The 14,262-nt window shown below is 70.3% G+C and carries 13 protein-coding genes; 3 read left to right on the top strand and 10 right to left on the bottom strand.

Annotation, left to right across the window (positions count from 1 at the left end; translation table 11 throughout):
• Nucleotides 1-228 precede the first annotated feature (228 nt).
• The 8 genes from G6021_RS11010 to G6021_RS11045 all read right to left on the bottom strand — a co-directional run bounded on the left by G6021_RS11010 (nt 229) and on the right by G6021_RS11045 (nt 7,612).
• Complete coding sequence (locus tag G6021_RS11010; protein WP_182641281.1) at nt 229-1,059, bottom strand: DegV family protein; 831 nt, start codon at nt 1,057-1,059, stop codon at nt 229-231.
• Nucleotides 1,056-1,757, bottom strand: a complete 702-nt coding sequence (locus tag G6021_RS11015; protein ID WP_107748189.1) for a histidine phosphatase family protein — start codon at nt 1,755-1,757, stop codon at nt 1,056-1,058. Before G6021_RS11015 ends, G6021_RS11010 begins: the two co-directional genes overlap by 4 nt.
• A gap of 7 nt (nt 1,758-1,764) precedes the next feature.
• A complete protein-coding gene (gene rsfS, locus G6021_RS11020; RefSeq protein ID WP_182641282.1) occupies nt 1,765-2,208 on the bottom strand; it encodes a ribosome silencing factor in 444 nt (147 codons plus the stop codon).
• Nucleotides 2,205-2,921, bottom strand: a complete 717-nt coding sequence (nadD, locus tag G6021_RS11025) for a nicotinate-nucleotide adenylyltransferase (protein WP_182641283.1) — start codon at nt 2,919-2,921, stop codon at nt 2,205-2,207. Before nadD ends, rsfS begins: the two co-directional genes overlap by 4 nt.
• Before the next feature lie 56 nt (nt 2,922-2,977).
• Nucleotides 2,978-4,408: a VWA domain-containing protein gene (locus G6021_RS11030; protein ID WP_182641284.1), complete on the bottom strand. Its 1,431-nt coding sequence runs from the start codon at nt 4,406-4,408 to the stop codon at nt 2,978-2,980.
• A gap of 27 nt (nt 4,409-4,435) precedes the next feature.
• The gene (locus tag G6021_RS11035) at nt 4,436-5,317 is read right to left on the bottom strand and encodes a MoxR family ATPase (protein WP_182641285.1); all 882 of its coding nucleotides are present in this window, start codon (nt 5,315-5,317) and stop codon (nt 4,436-4,438) included.
• Between the two features lie 61 nt (nt 5,318-5,378).
• Nucleotides 5,379-6,689 (bottom strand): glutamate-5-semialdehyde dehydrogenase, encoded by a 1,311-nt coding sequence (locus G6021_RS11040; RefSeq protein WP_347238956.1) that lies wholly within the window; start codon nt 6,687-6,689, stop codon nt 5,379-5,381.
• Between the two features lie 38 nt (nt 6,690-6,727).
• Nucleotides 6,728-7,612 carry an SDR family NAD(P)-dependent oxidoreductase gene (locus G6021_RS11045; RefSeq protein ID WP_182641286.1) on the bottom strand — a complete coding sequence of 295 codons (885 nt, stop codon included), beginning with the start codon at nt 7,610-7,612 and terminating at the stop codon, nt 6,728-6,730.
• Between the two features lie 173 nt (nt 7,613-7,785).
• On the opposite strand from G6021_RS11045, the gene G6021_RS11050 reads away from it, so the two are divergent.
• Entirely contained in the window at nt 7,786-9,198 is a 1,413-nt protein-coding gene (locus G6021_RS11050; protein WP_347238957.1) for a glutamate decarboxylase, read from the top strand.
• A gap of 42 nt (nt 9,199-9,240) precedes the next feature.
• On the opposite strand, the gene G6021_RS11055 is transcribed toward G6021_RS11050, so the two are convergent.
• Both G6021_RS11055 and G6021_RS11060 read right to left on the bottom strand, forming a co-directional pair.
• Entirely contained in the window at nt 9,241-9,852 is a 612-nt protein-coding gene (locus tag G6021_RS11055; RefSeq protein ID WP_182641287.1) for a class I SAM-dependent methyltransferase, read from the bottom strand.
• A 68-nt stretch (nt 9,853-9,920) separates the two neighbouring features.
• A complete protein-coding gene (locus G6021_RS11060) occupies nt 9,921-10,964 on the bottom strand; it encodes a serine hydrolase domain-containing protein (RefSeq protein WP_277817942.1) in 1,044 nt (347 codons plus the stop codon).
• A 62-nt stretch (nt 10,965-11,026) separates the two neighbouring features.
• Between G6021_RS11060 and G6021_RS11065 the strand changes: the two genes are divergently transcribed.
• Nucleotides 11,027-13,210 (top strand): DEAD/DEAH box helicase, encoded by a 2,184-nt coding sequence (locus G6021_RS11065; RefSeq protein ID WP_182641289.1) that lies wholly within the window; start codon nt 11,027-11,029, stop codon nt 13,208-13,210.
• Nucleotides 13,211-13,333: 123 nt separating this feature from the next.
• On the top strand, nt 13,334-14,262 hold a 929-nt coding region (locus G6021_RS11070), incomplete at its 3' end, for a calcium/sodium antiporter (RefSeq protein ID WP_241736524.1).

Raw genomic sequence — 14,262 nt, forward strand, 5'->3', positions numbered from 1 at the left:
CCGCCGGATCCGGGTCCGCGGGCGGCACCCGCTCGGGTCGCCTGCCGTCCGGATCCGCGTCGGACCAGGGAGCGGAGGCCGGACCCACCGGCGCGGTCACGCTCGAGAGCCGGTGCAGCGCAGCCTCGCGAGCGGGATCACCGGTATCCGCGGGACGAGTCCGGGTGTCGGGGAACATGGGGCGACGCTAGCCCGGAGGACGCTCCACCCCGGCCCCGCGGAGGTCTCTCAGTCGCCGTCCTGTGGAGAGACCGCGGGGATGGGGAATCCGGTGTCCACCAGGTCGGTCACCGAGACGCCCACCGTCCCGGGCCCCAGGTGCCAGGCCAGGACCTCGTCGAACTCGACGACGAGGACCCGCTCGGGGAACGGGGTCTCCTTACGGATCTCGGTGGCCATCTCCTGAGCCCGCTCCGGGGCCTCGTGATGGTGGACGACCACCAGCACGTCGCCGCGGCCGATCTCGTCGCGCAGCAGCGCGCGCAACCTCTCGTGCGCCTTGGACGTGGTCCGGGCCTTGGCGGCCAGGTCGACCGAACCGTTGCGCAGCACGATGATCGGGCGCATGGCCAACGCACTGCCGAAGATCGCGGCGACGGCGCTGATCCGGCCCCCTCGGCGCAGGCTCTCCAGTGATTCCAGAGCGGCGAACGTGGATGCCCCACGGCAGATCCGCTCGGCGAGCTCGTACGTGGCGGACAGGCCGAGCCCGTTGTTCGCCGCCCACGCGCACTGGGCAACAGCGGCGCCGAACGCCATCCCGGCGCACCGGGAGTCCGAGACCAGGACCCGGCCCCCGAATCTCGTGGCGGCGTCGGCTGCGGACTCCCACGTCCGGGATAGCTCACGCGAGAGGTGTACGGAGACGATGCCCGTGCAGTCCGGGTCGTCGAGGAGCTCCTGGTAGATGGCCGTCAGCTCGTCGGGGGTGACCGCGGCCGTCGAGACCGCGCGGTCCCCCTCCTCGACCACGTGCAGACCCACCACGGTGATGCCGAACTCGCGAACCCACTCCTCGGGGAGGTCGGCGCTGGAGTCGGTGACCAGGCGGATGGTCATGACGGGACCACCGGGGGCGTGAGACCGGCGTTCCACTGGTCGAGTCGCCACAGCACCTCGCGGGCACCGTCGGTCGTCGGCCCGATCTCCGGCGCCGCGGGCTGTCCACCCCAGGAGGAACCGGGACGGGGGTGGGCGGACAGCTGCACCCAGCAGGTGTTCCCGAGACCGTTGAAGATCGGGTACTGATCGACCGGCAGCTCGATCAGAGCCGCGGTGAGTGCGGCGATCGCTCCCCCGTGGGCCACGAGCACGGCCGGGTGCTCGTTCCACCCGGGCGAGGCGTCCACGAGCTCGTCGACCACCTGGCGGGTGCGCCGGGCCACGTCGAGACGGCTCTCCCCCTCCGGCGGTGACCACCGGGGTGTACTGCGCCACCGCATCCTCGCGTCGGGCCACAGCTCGTCGACCTCGGAATGGCTCATCCCCTGCCAGGTGCCCAGGTCGGTCTCCCGCAGGCGCGGATCGGTCCGCACGTCGAGTCCGACCTCCGAGGCCAGCGCCCGAGCCGTCTCGCGTGCCCGCTGCAGATCGGAGGAGAGGATCGTCCACGGTCGGCGGTACGCCAGGGCGCGACCGACCGCGTGGGCCTGCTGGACACCGAGCTCACTGAGCTCGGTGTCCAACTGGCCCTGCATCCGCAGCGAGGCGTTGTAGTGCGTCTGGCCGTGACGCAGCAGGATGAGACGTCGGGTCACAGGTGTGTCAGAGCCCCTGGTCCCGCTGCGGCTCCTCCGGGGCGAGCGAATCGTCGGCGCTGCTGGTCGCGGCGTCGGGCCGACCCGCGGCCTCGACACCCTCGATCTCCACGACCGGGCAGTCCTTCCAGAGACGGTCGAGCGAGTAGTAGTCGCGCTCGTCGACGTGCTGGACGTGGACCACCACCTCGTTGTAGTCGAGCAGCGCCCAGCGCCCCTGACGCGTCCCCTCCCGACGCAGCGGCTTGTGCCCCGCCTCGCGGAGCTTGTCCTCGATCTCGTCGACGACCGCGTTGACCTGGCGTTCGGTCTCGGCCGACGCCAGGACGAAGCAGTCGGTGATGATGAGTTGGCCGGAGACGTCGATCACGACGATGTCCGTGGCCAGCTTCTCGTCTGCGGCGCGGGCGGCGACGCCCGCCATCTCCAGGGCCTCGGGGCTAGCTGTCACTGGTGGTTCTCCTCGGTGTGGGGTTCGGTGGGGACGAGCTCGCGGTGTGCCGGAGCTGTCGCGGCGGGAGTCCCGTCGAGCCTGGTGGAGCCCTCGGGACGGTAGAGATTGCGTTTGGCGATGTATTGGACGACCCCGTCCGGTACGAGGTACCAGACCGGGACGTCCTCGGCCGCGCGCCGTCGGCACTCGGTCGAGGAGATGGCCAGCGCGGGGATCTCGAGCAGGTGCACGCGCCCGTCGCCGATCTCCGCGAGGTGGGTGTCGGACAACTCGAAGCCCGGGCGTGACACCCCGACGAACGTGGCGAGCCCGAACATCTCCTCCCACCCGCGCCAGGTCAGGATCTTCTCCAGCGCGTCGGCACCGGTGATGAAGAACAGCTCGGTGCCCGGGTTCTGTCGCAGCAGGTCCCTGAGGGTGTCGACGGTGAAAGTGGGGCCACGGCGGTCGATGTCCACGCGGCTGACGGAGAACCGGGGGTTGGAGGCCGTCGCGATGACGGTCATGAGATACCGGTCCTCGGCGGGCGAGACGGTCCGTCCCTGCTTCTGCCACGGCTCGCCGGTGGGGACGAACACCACGTCGTCGAGATCGAAACGGTGGGCCACCTCGCTGGCCGCCACCAGGTGACCGTGATGGATCGGGTCGAAGGTCCCGCCCATCACTCCGATGCGGCGCCCGGCGCCCGCGGCGGTCCCCGTCGTGGTCATGGTCGCCGAGTCTATCGGTCAAGCCCCTCGTTCCGCTTACTCGCGTGTCGGCACCCTCACACGGGCAGCAGGCCCGCGACGACCGCCGTGAGCTGCTCCACGTTCCGGCACTCGTGCATGGGCACGTACTGCGAGTACAGCCTGGCCGCCGAGTCCCCGGTCCCCCACTGCCGCTTGGGCTCCGGGTTGAGCCAGTGGGTGTGCCCGACGCGCTCGCTCACGAACTCCAGCGCCTCCACGGACGGGTCGCGGTAGTTGTTGCGCCCGTCGCCCAGGATGAGCAGCGAGCCCGTGCGGGTGAGCGTGTGGGCGTAGCGGTCGGCGAACCCCTCGAGCGCGTGCCCGTAGTCGGAGTGCCCGTCGTAGGTGACGATCTCGGCCTCGCGCACCATCCTGCTCATCGCCGATCCCAGGTCCGAACCGGTCTCGAAGAACGAGGTCACCTCGTCGGTGGTGTCGACGAAGGCGAAGATCCGCACGCGGGAGAACTGCTCGCGCAGGGAGTGCACCAGCTGGAGCGTGAAGTGGCTGAACCCCGCGACAGACCCGGACACGTCGCACAGCACCACCAGCTCGGGCCGCGCCGGCCGGGGCTTGCGCAGCACCAGCTCCACCGGCACACCGCCGGTGGACATGGACCGGCGCATCGTCTTGCGCATGTCGATCGCGCCCTGACGGTGACGACGACGACGTGCGGCCAGGCGACTGCCGAGCTGGCGGGCCAGGGGGCCCACGCGCCGTCGCAACACCTGCAGGTCCTGGTCGTTGGCGCGCAGGAAGTCCACCTGCTCGGCCGCGGGGCCCACCGCGTAGTCAGCCACCCGGTCGCGCCCCACGGTCTCCGCGGTGCGGCGCCGGGTCTCGTCGGCGACCTCGCGCAGGAAGCCCCGCACCATGTCCGCGGCGGAGTTGGCGGCCGCGGACTTCTCGGCGTGCCGATTGGAGCCGTCGGGATCGAAGGGGTCGGCGCCCATCAGGCCGTCGAGGATCTTCTGCATGATCGAGCCGGTGTCCAGCGGGCTGAGGGCCTGGTAGGCGGAGAACCGCTGGCCGCCGGCGGAGTCGTAGGAGCCGAGTTGCTCGACCAGCATCTCCGCCAGCGCCCGGGCCTTGGCCCGCGACTCGTCGGTGTCCTCCAGCAGCAGTGAGGCGATGAGCTCGTTGAGAGCCTCCGGGTCCACGTTGCCGTCGTCGTCCGTCGGGATCTCCACCTCGAGCGCCACCCCGTCCGAGGCGGCGTGCGCCCCGATCGCGGCGGGGAACCACAGGTCGAAGAGCTGGTCGAACACGCCACGGTGGGTGGGCTTGTGCAGGATCGTCGCGGCGAGCGCCTCCCTGAGCGCCGCGCGGTCGAGCAGATCGATGTGGACCATCGCCGCGGCCGCGTCGACCGCCTCGCTCGGACCGACGGGGATGCCCTTACGTCGCAGCGCGTCGACGAAGTCGACGAGGTGCCCGGACATCCCGCCGGGTGAACGCGTGGTCATCTCGCCTGACCTCCTGATCGCCGCACGCTAGTTGAGCCGCAGTTCGGCGGCCGCGCGCAGCTGGTCGGACTGGTGCTTGAGGACCACGCCGAGGGTCTGCAGGACGGTCTCGTCGTCGATCGTGTCCAGTCCCAGCGCGACCAGGGTGCGGCCCCAGTCGATGGTCTCGGACACGCTCGGCACCTTCTTGAGTGCCATGGCGCGCAGTACCCCGACCACCCGGACCAGTTGCTCGGCCAGCCGGTCGTCGAGCTCCGGCACCCGCGAGCCGAGGATCTTGCGCTCGAGTTCGGGGGTCGGGAAGTCCAGGTGCAGGTAGAGGCAGCGACGCTTGAGCGCCTCGGAGAGTTCGCGAGCCGCGTTGGACGTCAGCACCACGAACGGCTTGCGGATCGCCTCGATGGTGCCGAGCTCGGGGATGGTCACCGCGAAGTCGCTCAGCACCTCCAACAGCAGGCCCTCGATCTCGATATCGGCCTTGTCCACCTCGTCGACCAGCAGCACGGTGGGTTCGCTCCGACGGATGGCGGTGAGCAGCGGCCGCGACAGCAGGAACTCCTCGGAGAACACATCGTCGCGCGTGGAGTCCCATCCCTCGCCCTGGCCGGCCTGGATCCGCAGGATCTGCTTGGCGTGGTTCCACTCGTACAGGGCCCGGGCCTCGTCGACGCCCTCGTAACACTGCAGACGGATGAGCTCGGCCTCGGTGGCCGCGGCGACGGCCTTGGCCAGTTCGGTCTTGCCCACGCCCGCGGGCCCCTCGATGAGCAGCGGCTTTCCCAACCGGTCCGCCAGGTAGACCACGGTCGCGGTCGAGCGGTCGGCCAGGTAGCCCTGCGCGCCGAGGCTCTCGATGACGTGGTCGATGCTCTCGAATGCCGGTCGTTGCGCGGTCCTGGCTCGGTCCATGGGTGGGTCCTTTCGGTTCTGCAGGTCGCTGGTGGTGGGCCGTCGGCCCGGGTACCGCGCGTCAGGGACGCACGTGCCCCTTGCCGTGGGCGATCCACTTGGTGGAGGTGAGTTCCTCGAGGCCCATGGGCCCGCGGGCGTGCAGCTTCTGTGTGGAGATGCCGATCTCGGCGCCGAAGCCGAACATCTCTCCGTCTGTCCACGCGGTGGAGGCGTTGACCATGACCGCGGCGGCGTCGACCTGCGCGCAGAACGTGTCGGCCACCTCGATGCTCCGGGTGGCCACGGCCTCGGTGTGCCCCGAGGACCAGCGGGCGATGTGCTCGATGGCGGCGTCCACACCGTCGACCACCTTGAGCGCGATGTCCATGCTCAGGTACTCCTCACCCCAGTCCACGTCGTCCGCGGGAACCAGACCCTCACGGTCGCCGTGGACGGTGACGCCGGCGGACTGCAGCGCACCCACCACGCGGTCCACGGCGGCGTCACCGAGGGCCTTGTCGAGCAGCACCGTCTCCGTGGCGTTGCACACGCTGCAGCGCCGGGTCTTGCCGTTGAGCAGCAACCTGATGGCCTCGTCGAGATCGGCGTCCCCGTGGATGTAGAGGTGGCAGTTGCCGGTGCCGGTCTCGATGGCCGGGACCTTGGCGTTCTCCACCACGGTCTGGATGAGACCCGCACCGCCACGGGGGATCACCACGTCGACCAGACCGCGCGCCTGGATCAGGTGCGTCACCGACGACCGGTCCGCCGACGGCAGCAACTGCGCGGCGTCCACCGGCAGCTCGTGGCGGGCCAGGACCTCGCGCAGAACGGTCACGAGCGCCTCGTTGGAGTGCCGGGCCGAACGCGACCCGCGCAGCAGCGCCGCGTTGCCCGACTTGAACGCCAGGCCGAACGCGTCGACGGTGACGTTGGGGCGACCCTCGTAGATCATGCCGATCACGCCCAGGGGAACGCGGACCTGACGCAGCTGCAATCCGTTGGGGCGGGTGGAGCCACGGGTGACGGTGCCGATCGGGTCGGCCAGCCCCGCCACCTGCCTCAGACCACCGGCGATGCCCTCGATCCGGTCAGCGGTCAGGCGCAGCCGGTCGAGCATGGCCTCGCCGGTGCCCTCCGCCTCCTGTTCCGCTATGTCGCGGGCGTTGGCCGAGAGGATCTCCGCCTGCGAGGACACCAGCGCGTCGGCCGCTGCCAGCAGGAGCGCGTTCTTGCGATCCGCGGTCAGCAGCGCCAGTTGACGCGAGGCGGCCCGCGCGCGGCGTGCCGCGTCGTGGACGGCCTCGCGTGTCGGGTCGATGGCGGGCCGATCGGCGTCCGTCTGGCCGGAGAGGTCGGGGGCGTCGAGTTGGCTGGTGGTCATGACCACCAGCTTACCGATGCGACCGACGGGGCCACCGGTACCAGTCAGACGGCGGGGACGGCCCCGGTCTCGCGCACGGCGAACTCGCGGAAGCGACGGGCGAGGTCCGGATCACCGGCCGGGGCGGATCGCTCGCACGGGCCCGGAGCCCCGGCGATCTGGCGGAAACCCGACGGGCCGATGTAGGAGGCCGGGGGGAGCACCTCCGTCGCGGCGTACAGGAGCGGTCGGGCCCCGTCGGCCGCGGTGGGCACGATCCGTCGACCGAGCAGGGTGAGTATCGCGTTGACCGGCGGGAACGGGGTCGGGTCGAGGATCGAGGTGGCGGCGAACCCGGGGTGCGCCAGCTGGACGTCGACTGCCGATCCGGCGGCGGTGAGCCGGTTCTGCAGATCCAGGCCCCAGAGCATGCACGCGAGTTTGGACTGGGCGTACGCGGCCGCCATCGAGTAGGGCCGCCGGCGGAAATGCGGGTCATCGAGGTCGATCCGGCCCTTGGCGTGGGCCATCGAGGCCGTGATCACGACCCGCTCCCGGATCCGCGGCAGCAACAGGTCCGTGAGGAGGAACGGCCCGAGGACGTTGACCCCCAGGTGCAGTTCGACACCGTCGGCGGTCTCCCTGCGGGTCCTGCTCATGAGGCCGGCGTTGTCCAGCAGCACGTCGATCGGGTCCGTGTACCCCGCCGCGAACTCGCGCACGGCGTCGAGACGGCTCAGGTCGAGCTCCCGGACCTCCGTCGAACCACCGATCTCGGCCGCCGCCGACTCCCCCTCGGCGCGGGTGATGGACGGGAGCACCACGTGGGCGCCGCGACGCGCCGACTCGCGTGCCGCCTCCTTGCCGATACCACTCGTACCACCCGTCACCATGACGGTCTTGCCGGTCAGGTCCGGCATGCAGTCCACGGTCCACTTCTGTGCGCTCATGAAGCCCAGTGTGCTGGGGCAGCTGTCTGTGCGGTGGGTCTACCGAACCGTGAGGCGTCCTGTCGCTGCTCTGACCGTCTCCTCGCGAAGACGGCGACGGTCCGCTGTGATCGATGGCACACTCTGAAATCCGATGGGTCACCATGGAACCACCTCCGATCCGAGGAGAGACAGTGGCCGACGTCCCCCACACCTCCGCACGCCACACCACCAACGAGGGTGGTGCGTCGCTGGACTTCAATTCCGTGTTCGTCCGTCCGGGCGAGGCCACCGAGTTGCCCCGCTTCGAACTCCCGAGGGGCCAGGCCCTGCCCGAGACGGCCTATCAGATCGTGCACGACGAGGCGATGCTCGATGGCAACGCGCGGCTCAACCTGGCCACGTTCGTCTCCACGTGGATGGACGACGAGGCCAGGCGCCTGTACGCCGAGACCGTCGACAAGAACATGATCGACAAGGACGAGTACCCCCAGACCGCCGCGATCGAGGAACGGTGCTGGCGGATGATCGCCGATCTCTGGAACGTGCCGGACGTGCAGGACTCCATCGGCACCTCCACCATCGGTTCCTCCGAGGCCTGCATGTTGGGTGGGCTCGCACTGAAGCGGCACTGGCAGGCCAGGCGCAGGGCCCGGGGCGAATCCACGGAGAGCCCCAACATCGTCCTGTCCACCGCCGTGCAGGTCTGCTGGGAGAAGTTCTGCAACTACTTCGAGGTGGAGCCCCGCTGGGTGCCGATCTCTGCGGAGCACCCGATGCTCGACGGCCACGATCTCGAGAAGTACGTGGACGAGAACACCATCGGGGTCGTCGCCATCATGGGCGTCACCTACACCGGTGCCTACGAGCCGGTCGCGGAGATAGCCGGGAAGCTCGACCAGATCGAGGAGGCCACCGGCCTCGACGTGAGGATCCACGTCGACGGCGCGTCCGGCGGGATGGTCGCGCCGTTCTGCCAACCCGATCTTGAATGGGACTTCCGCGTCGAGCGCGTCGTGTCCATCAACACCTCCGGCCACAAGTACGGACTCGTCTATCCCGGTGTGGGCTGGATCGTGTGGCGCGATACGGAGGCTCTCCCGGAGAGCATGATCTTCCACTGCAGCTACCTCGGCGGTGACATGCCGACCCTCGCGCTGAATTTCTCGCGCCCCGGGGCGCAGGTCCTGCTGCAGTACTACATGTTCCTCCGGCTCGGCTGGGAGGGATACCGCCAGGTCCAACAGGGATCCCTCGACGTCGCACAGTTCCTGTCCACCGAGATCGGGAAGCTCGCCCCGTTCGAGTTGGTGAGCCGAGGCGACACGATTCCGGTCTTCGCGTGGCGGCTCAAGGAGGGATACACGGACACGTGGACCCTCTACGACCTGTCGGATCGACTCAGGATGAAGGGCTGGCTCGTGCCCGCCTATCCCCTCGCCGACGACCTGGCGCACCTGACCGTGCTGCGCATCGTGGTCCGCGTCGGCCTCAGCCGCGACCTGGCCTCGGCGTTGATCAAGGACATCGCCGGCGAGGTGCTGTTCCTCGACGAGCTCGACTCTCCGATGCCGCGCCGGGGCGCCGGATCGCACTTCCACCACTGAGAGGCCCGGGGGACACCGTGGCCCGAGGTCGAGTGATCTGAGCTACGGGCGCGCGAGTACGGCGACCATGAAGCCGCTGTCCTCGCTGAACGGCAGGAGGTCCCACGTCGCCCAACGCTGCTCCAGCTCCAACCCGGCCTCGCGGGCGTCGGCGTCGAACTCCTCGCTCGACCACCCGCGGTCGAGACCGAATCCCACCACGAGCCGCCCGGGCCGTCCCTCGACGTCGTCGGACGCCGTCACCAGTCGCGCGGCGAGGTTGGCCAGCACGGCTCCGCGGTCGGCGGGGTCGACGAACGCCAGGACGTTGCCGGCGGAGACCGCCAGGTCGAAGGGTCCGGCCGCCCACCCGTCGGCGGCCAGGTCCGCCACCTCCCAGGTGGCCTCAGGGCACAGCTCCCGCGCCCGTTCGATCAGGTGCGGGTCGAGGTCCACGCCGGTGACCCGGTGTCCGCGCTCGTGCAGGTACGCACCCGTGCGGCCCTGACCGCACCCCACGTCGAGGATTCGGGCGCCACGCGGTGCCATCGCATCGATCAACCGCGCCTCGCCGTCGATGTCGACGCCCTCGGCCACCATGTCGTCCCACCGCCTGGCGTACCGATGCGAGTGCCCGGGGTCGGCTTCCAGGATCTTCTTCCACGTCTGCGTCATGGTTCCCAGTATGACCACGCTGTGCCCCGCCCAGTGTCGACGTCACCCGCCCAGCGGGCGCCTCGACGTCAGCCGTCCAGCTGGCGCATCAGTCGGAACGCCGTCAGGTCCGCGCCCCGGTTCTGGTTGACCAGCGCGAGAACCACGGTGCCGGAGTCCTGACCCATGATCGCGATGGACCGGAATCCGCCGGTCCCGCCGTTGTGCCACAGGGTCCGATCCCCCGCACGGTGCCACCCGAGCCCCATCTGCTCCGGCCCACCCGGTGGAGTGGCGTGGGTGAAGCGGATGGCGTCACCGAGCTCGGCACTCGCCGGGTTAACCTGCGCCGCGAGGAACCGGACCATGTCCGAGGCCGTGGACCGCAGTGCACCCGCGCCTGCGAGACCGGCCAGGGGCCAGGGCTCGGCGGTGCGACGACGGCTCCGGAATCCCACCGCCGTCCGTCGACGCTGATCGGTGGTCATCTGGGCGTCGACGACGGTGTCCATCATCCCGAGCGGGCCGCAGACCCGGTCTCGGACCAGCGTGCCGTAGTCCACTCCGGTCGCCGTGGTCATCGCGGTACCCAGGAGGCCGAAACCCAGGTTCGAGTACTTCGGTCTGCCGTGTCCGGGCACCCGCTTCAGCCGTGCGTAGCGCAGACCCTGCAGCACACCGTCCTCGGTCAGTTCCGCGTACGGGTCGGCACCCTTGCGCAGGTAGGCGGCATTCTCCCGGAGCCCGAGACGCACCGGTGACCGCGGGAGCCCGGAGGTGTGGGTCGCGAGGTGTTGCAGGGTGATCCCCACCCCGTCCCGGCTCGGAACCTCCACACCGGCCGGGAGGAGTTCACGTACCGGGGTGTCGAGCCGCCAGTCCCCTCGGATCACACCGTCGGCGAGCAGGAGCGCGGTGAACGTCTTGGTGATCGACCCGATCTCGAACAAGGTATCCGCGTCCGGGACCTCCCCGCGACCGTCGTCACCTCGGTAGGCGAAAGACATGTCGCCGGCCGGTCCTCCTCCGACCACCAGTCCGACCCGGCGGCGCGCCAGCCGTTCTGCCGCCCTCTCGACGAGTCCCTCGCGTTCGCTCGTCCGGGGTTCCGACCCGAGATCCTCGCCACCCATGACCTCGAGTCAACTGCATCGAGCCATCCGCCGCATCAACCCTGTCTGAACAGTGGTGCACGATGGGCTACATGTCCTCTCTTCCCAGCGCCGCCTCCACCACCGGACCCGATCGCCACGCTCTCCGCTCGCGCGCTGACGAACTGCTGACCGCGCTCGCCGGGCAGGGTGCGGCCCTTCGCGAGGACCAGTGGACGGCGATCGAAGCGCTCGTGGCCGACCGCCGGCGTGCCCTGGTGGTCCAGCGCACCGGCTGGGGCAAGTCGGCGGTGTACTTCATCGCCGCCCGCCTGCTGAGGGAACTCGGTTCGGGGCCCACGGTGATCGTCTCGCCCCTGCTGGCGCTCATGAGAAACCAGGTCGAGGCGGCCGCCCGGGCCGGGGTGCGGGCGGCCACCATCAACTCCGCCAACATGACCGAGTGGGACGACGTGCGCGCCTCGGTGCGCGCCGGCGAGGTGGACGTGCTGCTGGTCAGCCCGGAGCGGCTCAACAACCCCGACTTCCGCGACACCGTTCTGCCCGCCCTGGCCGCAGACGCCGGACTGGTGGTGGTGGACGAGGCCCACTGCGTCTCCGACTGGGGGCACGATTTCCGACCCGACTACCGCCGGATCCGTACGCTCCTGGCCGACCTGCCCGAGGGTGTCCCGGTGCTGGCCACCACGGCCACGGCCAATGACCGTGTGGTGCGCGACGTGGCGCAGCAGCTCGGCGTGGGCGAGCGACCGGTTGGGTCCGGTCACCCGGGCACGGATGCGGGCGACCCCGCGGAGTCCGACACTCTCGTGCTGCGCGGCGGGCTTGACCGAGAGTCGCTGCGGTTGTCGGTGGTGGCGATCGACGACTCGGAGCGGCGCGCGGCCTGGTTGGTGGAGAACCTGGAGTCCCTGCCGGGTAGCGGGATCGTCTACAGCCTGACCGTCGCGGCAGCCGAGGACATGGCCGAGCTACTCACCTCCGCCGGGCACCGCGTGAGCGCGTACACCGGCCGGACGGACGCCGCCGAGCGCGAGGAGCTCGAGCGCGCCCTGCTCGACAACGAGCTCAAGGCGCTGGTCGCCACGTCCGCGTTGGGCATGGGGTTCGACAAGCCGGACCTGGGATTCGTCGTGCACCTGGGCGCCCCTCCCTCCCCCATCTCGTACTACCAGCAGATCGGCCGCGCCGGCCGCGCGGCCGACCGGGCCGAGGTGGTCCTGCTCCCCGGCCCCGAGGACCGGGCCATCTGGAACCACTTCGCCTCCCTGGCCTTCCCGGCCGAGGACGTGGTCCGGAGGGTCCTCGACGCACTCGAACCCGACCGCCCGCAGTCCACCCAGGCCCTGGAACCCGCGGTAGATCTGGGCCGGACCCGCCTGGAGATGGTGCTCAAGGTCCTCGACGTGGACGGCGCGGTCCAGCGGGTCCGTGGCGGTTGGATCTCCACCGGGCGGCAGTGGCACTACGACGCAGAGCGCTACGCGGGTCTGGCCGAGGCGAGGAAGGCCGAGCAGGCGGCGATGATCGAGTACGAGCGGACCGACTCGTGCCGAATGGAGTTCCTGCGCTCCCAGCTCGACGACCCCACCCTCGACCCGGCCTCCGACGGGTGCGGGCGCTGCGACAACTGCACCGGCGAACGCAGGACCACCGCCGTCGACGCCAGCGCACTGACCCGGGCCCGCGAGGCGCTGGAGCGTCCCGGAGTGGTCCTGCCCCCACGCCGGCAGTGGCCCACCGGGCTCGCGCGGCTCGACGTACCTCTCAAGGGCAAGATCACCGACGGCCCCGCCGAGGGCCGGGCGCTGGCGCGCCTGACCGACCTCGGGCTGGGCCAGAAGCTACGAGGGTTGCTCGCCGAGCCCGACCAGGAGGCGCCCGACTGGGTGGTCCGCGCCTGCGTCCCGGTTCTGCGCGACTGGGGATGGGACGAGCGTCCCACCGGCGTGGCGGCCCTGCTCACCGGCGAGCGGCCGATCCTCGTGGGGAGTCTGGCCAGGGCGCTCGCCCAGATGGGCCGCATGGACCACCTCGGGGAGCTCACCCGCGACTCCGCGCTCCCACCGGTGACCGCCCAGAACTCGGCCTATCGGGTAGCTCAGCTGTGGGGCACGTTCACGGGCCCGACCACCGTTCCCGACGGGCCCGTCCTGCTGGTCACCGATCTGTTCGGAACGGGCTGGACAGCCACGGAAGCCGCCAGGCACCTGCGATCCACCGGGGCCCCTGCCGTCCTGCCCCTGGCGGTGGCCACCGCGGGCTGAATCAACGGGTGGGCAGCAGCGGCGGAGCCCACGACACGGGATAATCGCGGCCATGGACTCCTCAACGGTTCTGACACGGCACCTCGGGCCGGTGTTCACCACCTCCCGCCCGCGGGATCTGACATGAGCATCCTGACGGTGGCCGCGCTCGCGGTCGGATTCGTCCTGCTGGTCGCGGGCGGAGAACTACTGGTTCGCGGCGCGAGCAGACTGGCCGGCACCCTGGGGATCTCTCCGCTGGTGGTGGGGCTGACAGTCGTCGCCTTCGCCACCTCGACCCCGGAACTCGCGGTGAGCGTCGACGCCGCCCTGAGCGGCTACCCGGGCCTGGCGGTCGGCAACGTGGTGGGCAGCAACATCGCGAACATCCTGCTCATCCTGGGGCTCACGGCGTTGATCGCGCCGCTCGTCGCGAAGTCCCGAATCGTGCGCGTCGACATCCCCATCATGGTGGGATTCTCGATCGTGCTGTTGCTGGTCGCTCTCGACGGAGTGATCAGTCTGCTCGACGGACTGCTGTTGCTCGCCGGCATGGTGGCGTACGTGGTGGCGACCGTGGTCATCTCGCGTAGGAACGGCGCCGACCCGACCGACACGGCAGAGGTCGGATCGGCCGACGAGCGCACAGGCGCCGGAGCCGACACCGGCGGCGAGCACCCGGTCGACGAGGGCGCTGGAGTCGGAGTTGGCACCGGTGGCGAACATTCGGCGGACGTCGGGTCGTCGCACTCGGTGCTCAAGAGCAGCGCACTGGTGGCCCTCGGCGTTCTCATGCTCGTCGTGGGCGCACGTCTGCTCGTCACCGCAGCGAGCGACCTCGCTGCGGCATGGGGCATGAGCGATCTGGTCATCGGTCTCACCGTGGTGGCGATCGGCACGTCCCTCCCGGAACTCGCGACCAGCCTCGTTGCCGCCTACCGGGGGGAGCGCGACCTCGCCGTGGGGAACATCGTCGGCAGCAACATGTTCAACATCGGCGCCGTTCTGGGCATCACCTCGCTCATCACCCCCATCGAGGTCGCTGCGGGGGCCATCCGCTTCGACCTGCCGAT

The organism is Dietzia sp. CW19, assembly GCF_014145265.1.
Lineage (GTDB): Bacteria > Actinomycetota > Actinomycetes > Mycobacteriales > Mycobacteriaceae > Dietzia > Dietzia natronolimnaea.

What these genes read in the sequence shown, in the direction of transcription:
- G6021_RS11010 (WP_182641281.1), bottom strand. Translation starts at nt 1,059, where the DNA reads ATGACCATCCGCCTGGTCACCGACTCCAGCGCCGACCTCCCCGAGGAG.
- nadD (WP_182641283.1), bottom strand. Translation starts at nt 2,921, where the DNA reads ATGACCACGACGGGGACCGCCGCGGGCGCCGGGCGCCGCATCGGAGTG.
- G6021_RS11030 (WP_182641284.1), bottom strand. Translation starts at nt 4,408, where the DNA reads ATGACCACGCGTTCACCCGGCGGGATGTCCGGGCACCTCGTCGACTTC.
- G6021_RS11035 (WP_182641285.1), bottom strand. Translation starts at nt 5,317, where the DNA reads ATGGACCGAGCCAGGACCGCGCAACGACCGGCATTCGAGAGCATCGAC.
- G6021_RS11045 (WP_182641286.1), bottom strand. Translation starts at nt 7,612, where the DNA reads ATGAGCGCACAGAAGTGGACCGTGGACTGCATGCCGGACCTGACCGGC.
- G6021_RS11055 (WP_182641287.1), bottom strand. Translation starts at nt 9,852, where the DNA reads ATGACGCAGACGTGGAAGAAGATCCTGGAAGCCGACCCCGGGCACTCG.
- G6021_RS11060 (WP_277817942.1), bottom strand. Translation starts at nt 10,964, where the DNA reads ATGGGTGGCGAGGATCTCGGGTCGGAACCCCGGACGAGCGAACGCGAG.
- G6021_RS11065 (WP_182641289.1), top strand. Translation starts at nt 11,027, where the DNA reads ATGGGCTACATGTCCTCTCTTCCCAGCGCCGCCTCCACCACCGGACCC.